At 49.7% G+C, this 3899-nt stretch carries 3 protein-coding genes; all 3 read left to right on the top strand.

Annotated features, from left to right (window positions below; translation table 11 throughout):
• Positions 1–238 precede the first annotated feature (238 nt).
• Positions 239–424, top strand: coding sequence for a YqaE/Pmp3 family membrane protein (locus RMO27_RS22500; RefSeq protein WP_309736768.1), 186 nt, complete (start codon positions 239–241; stop codon positions 422–424).
• 55 nt (positions 425–479) lie between these two features.
• Positions 480–872 (top strand): phage holin family protein, encoded by a 393-nt coding sequence (locus RMO27_RS22495; protein WP_309736767.1) that lies wholly within the window; start codon positions 480–482, stop codon positions 870–872.
• Between the two features lie 135 nt (positions 873–1007).
• Positions 1008–3851 (top strand): TIGR04086 family membrane protein, encoded by a 2844-nt coding sequence (locus tag RMO27_RS22490; RefSeq protein WP_309736766.1) that lies wholly within the window; start codon positions 1008–1010, stop codon positions 3849–3851.
• Positions 3852–3899 lie beyond the last annotated feature (48 nt).

The raw sequence follows: 3899 nt of genomic DNA, 5'->3' as shown, positions 1-3899 counted from the left end.
CTAGACCGCCAACAGGAAGCGACCAGCGACCGCTTTGCTAGAGCTGGCTCATCAGCCGCCCGTAAAGAAGGCGCAATTAAGCAGCAACTCAAAGAACTTTGGCACAGCATCAAAAATCGAAGTTCGCATTCATAGTTAAGTCTCAACCCGAAGTCCAGTTATTTGAGTAGGGGCGATCCTAGGCATTTCCCCTCCTAAGTAACTAGGCCGCAATCTTTATCAACATGGTGAAACAACAATGAAATTACTACATATAGTGCTGGGAATTTTGGTGCCCCCAGTTGGTGTTTTTCTGACCTATGGCATCGGTATGACTTTATTTATTAATATTGCCCTGACTATTCTCGGCTGGATTCCTGGCAGCATTCATGCCGTCTGGGCGATCGCCAAACAAGATGAGATTAATGACTCAGTTTACAAATAAAACTGACATCGATCGGCAATGTCGCAGCAGAATTTATTTAAAAATTGCACCTAATATGAATAGCAACATTATTCCCTACCTCGTCACTACCCTCGCCACTGCCTTGGGCTTATTAGTAGACGATTTGGTCGTTCCAGGCATTGAGATTGCCAACTTCCCCGCCGCCTTAGTCGCAGCCGCCGCGATCGGATTTGTGAATGCGACCATCAGACCGATTCTATCGATCCTCTCGCTACCGATTAACTTCTTGAGTCTAGGACTCTTTTCACTAGTTGTTAATGGTGTCTGCTTATGGCTGGCGGCTATTTTAGTACCGGGCTTCGCCATTCATGGTTTACTGGCCTTCATCCTCGGTCCAGTGGTCTTATCATTAGCGAGCAGTTTCCTCAATAACTATTTTGCTGAGAAAAAGCTCGGTCAAACTTCTACTCTCACTAGTAATAACTAGTCGCATTGCGCTAGTTGTTATTCCAAAAGTTAGCCCAGTAATCAGATCGCCAATCGCCTGAAAATAATTTTTCAGGTGGTTTTTAGGTCGTCTCGATCCGGCTCGCTTGCTAAATATTTGTCATGGAGCAAGATGATGTTTTCCAATTTAGAACTTTCCCCGATCGACAGCGGCTCGCTACAACTCGCCCAGATCCGCATCGAACCAGGTGCCTTTGTCCTCGACAATCCCGGTTCTGGATCGCAACTAGTTGTCGGCTTGCTCGCAGGGATCATGATGGCCTTTGCCTTTCAATTGTTGCTCACCAATCTATCTGTAGCCTTAGTCGCTACCCCTGGCGATGTCCCGCTAGATATTAACTCCGATGATGATGAGAGCCTGATGGATACCGTACGCGTTATCGAAACCAAAGTCGGTATCGGTGTCCTCATCACAGCCACGATCGCCTTATTTGCCGCATCTTATCTCGCGGTGAAATTTAGTTTAGTTAACGATGCTTTCCTCGGTGCGTTGGTGGGCGTGACGATTTGGGCAACCTATTTTACAGTGTTAGTCTGGCTCGGCTCGAATGCTGTTGGCTCCCTGCTGGGATCGATCGTCAGCACGGCGACATCCGGCCTTCAAGGGCTGATGGGTGCTACCACAGGCGCGATCGGGGCAAATGTCGCCAAAAACCAAGCCATCTCGACAGCCGAAGAGATTACTGCTGCCGTCCGCCGCGAACTGACGACCGGATTCGATCCCAATAGTATTCAGAAAACACTCCAAAGCTCATTGAGTGGCTTGAAGCTGCCCGACCTAGATCTCGATAAAATTGGCTCTCAGTTTGAGAAGATCGTTAAAGATGCCAACATCCAGGATCTCGCCACTAGCGATTTACTCGGCACTGTCAATCGGCAGACCTTCATAGACTTAGTCAGCAACCGTACCGATTTATCCAAACAAGATATCAACCAGATTGCCGACAGGCTCGAAAGCACTTGGAAGCAAGTGGCTGATAAAGGTGGTAAAACAGATGTGCCTAGCCAGCTCCGCGACCTGATGAACTCTGTCAGTCTTGAAGATTTCAACCCCGACGAATTGACTGGCAAACTCCAAGCGATCGTTAAAGGTACCAATCTCGGCGATGGCAATGGTGGGAGTTTAGCGAGTCAGGCTTTGCAAGTGGGTCTGAGTGCGCTCGTTAGTAAAGTAGTCCAAAATGCCAACCTCTCCGACTTGGATGTCGAGAAAGTTGCCACTCAGGTAAACAAGGTCAAAACCGCAGTTCTCGGCGCGTCCGGCGGTCATCCCTCAAAACAGGAGCCGTCAGCACCCGATGAAGAATCGAAGCCATTTAGCGTGATTCAGGCTGATTTACAAGACTACCTGCTTTCTTCCCCCGCCTGGAAACTCAGTCAAGCCAACGTCAAGCAAGAATTTAAGGATGTAGTTTACGATCCGCAAGCCGATCCGGCAGCGATTCGCCAACAATTAGAGCCGATTGATCGCAATTATTTCGTCCAAACTCTCTCAATGCGCGACGATCTCCAGCCCGATAGCATCGAAAATCTGGCTACCTATTTCGACGAAGCGCGATCGGAAGTCTTGGACTCGACCCGCGTCCCGGATGCCGCTTCAGTCCCAGCCCTGGATCTCCAAGGGCAAGCCCAGGAGGTACGCGGCAAAGTTGAAGCTTACCTGCGCGATACGAACAAAGAGGAACTCAGTCCCGATGGGATCGAGCGCGATCTCAAAGTTCTATTCGACGATCCTAAAGCAGGCATCGATGCACTCAAAAATCGCTTATCACAATTCGATCGCGATACGTTGGTGCAGTTATTAAGCCAACGTCAAGATCTAGATGAAGACCAAGTCAACAAGATTCTAGATCGCGCCGAATCCGTTCGTCAGCAAGTGCTTGAAGCTCCTCGCCAGCTCACCGAACAAACCAAAGTTCAGTACGAAAAAACCACAGCGGCGATCGGCGAATATCTTCGCAATACCAATCTCGAAGAACTCAATCCCGATGGCATCAAGCGGGATCTCCAAACTCTGCTAGATGACCCTAAAGCGGGTGCTGGCGCACTCCGCGAGCGGTTATCCCAAGTCGATCGCGAAACCTTGGTCAAGTTACTCGCGCAGCAAGATAATCTCACCGAGGAACAGGTAAACAAAGCGGTAGACCAATTGCAATCGGCAATTAATTCAATTGTCAAAGCCCCTCGCCGCCTCGCTAGTCGTGCCAAACAACAAGCCGTAGACTTTGAAGCCAATCTGGAAAACTACCTCCGCAATACCCATAAAGAGGAGTTAAATCCCGATAGTATCAAGCGTGACTTGGGGCTATTGCTCAAAGATCCTCGGGCTGGCTTTAATAGCTTGGGCGATCGCGTCGGTCAATTCGATCGATCTACCTTTGTCGCGTTGCTCTCGCAGCGCGAAGATATCAGCGAAGAAGAAGCCAACCGGATTGCCGAGCAAGTCGAATCTTCCTATCGCACCCTGACCGAGCAATTCCAAAAAATTCAACAACTCGCCCAATCGGCGATCGATAATTTATTTGGTAAAGTCCGCGACTATCTCGACTCGCTCGATCGTCCCGAACTCAACTATGAAGGCATCCAAGCCGACTTTAGCAAGCTCTTTGACGATCCGCAGGCTGGATTTGAAGCTCTAGGAGATCGCCTCGGTCAATTCGATCGAGATACCCTAATTGCTGTGCTGAGTTCGCGCGAGGATATCTCTGCCGCCGATGCCGAACGCATTGTCGCCAAGATCGAAGAAACCCGCGATGGTGTCCTAAACCGCGCTCAGTCCGTCCAGCAAGAAGTCAAAAAACGCTACAAAGCAGTCAAACGGCAAGCCCAACAACAAGCGATCGAGACTCAAAAGGTCGCCGCAGGTGCTGCTTGGTGGTTGTTTGGTACGGCGGTGACGTCCTTAGCGGCATCGGCTGCGGCTGGCGTCATTGCAGTCAATGGCTTCGGCGTGCTCTAAGCCACTCAACTAAAAGTTTTCTCTCTAATTGACGATCGTCCCTAATCT

Source organism: Chamaesiphon sp. OTE_75_metabat_556 (assembly GCF_031378165.1).
Classification (GTDB): domain Bacteria; phylum Cyanobacteriota; class Cyanobacteriia; order Cyanobacteriales; family Chamaesiphonaceae; genus Chamaesiphon.
Note: the sequence above shows the minus strand (reverse complement) of the source record. Positions and strands in the feature narration are given on the sequence as shown.

Coding starts and splice junctions, on each gene's coding strand:
- RMO27_RS22490 (WP_309736766.1), top strand. CDS start 1,008: ATGTTTTCCAATTTAGAACTTTCCCCGATCGACAGCGGCTCGCTACAA.
- RMO27_RS22495 (WP_309736767.1), top strand. CDS start 480: ATGAATAGCAACATTATTCCCTACCTCGTCACTACCCTCGCCACTGCC.
- RMO27_RS22500 (WP_309736768.1), top strand. CDS start 239: ATGAAATTACTACATATAGTGCTGGGAATTTTGGTGCCCCCAGTTGGT.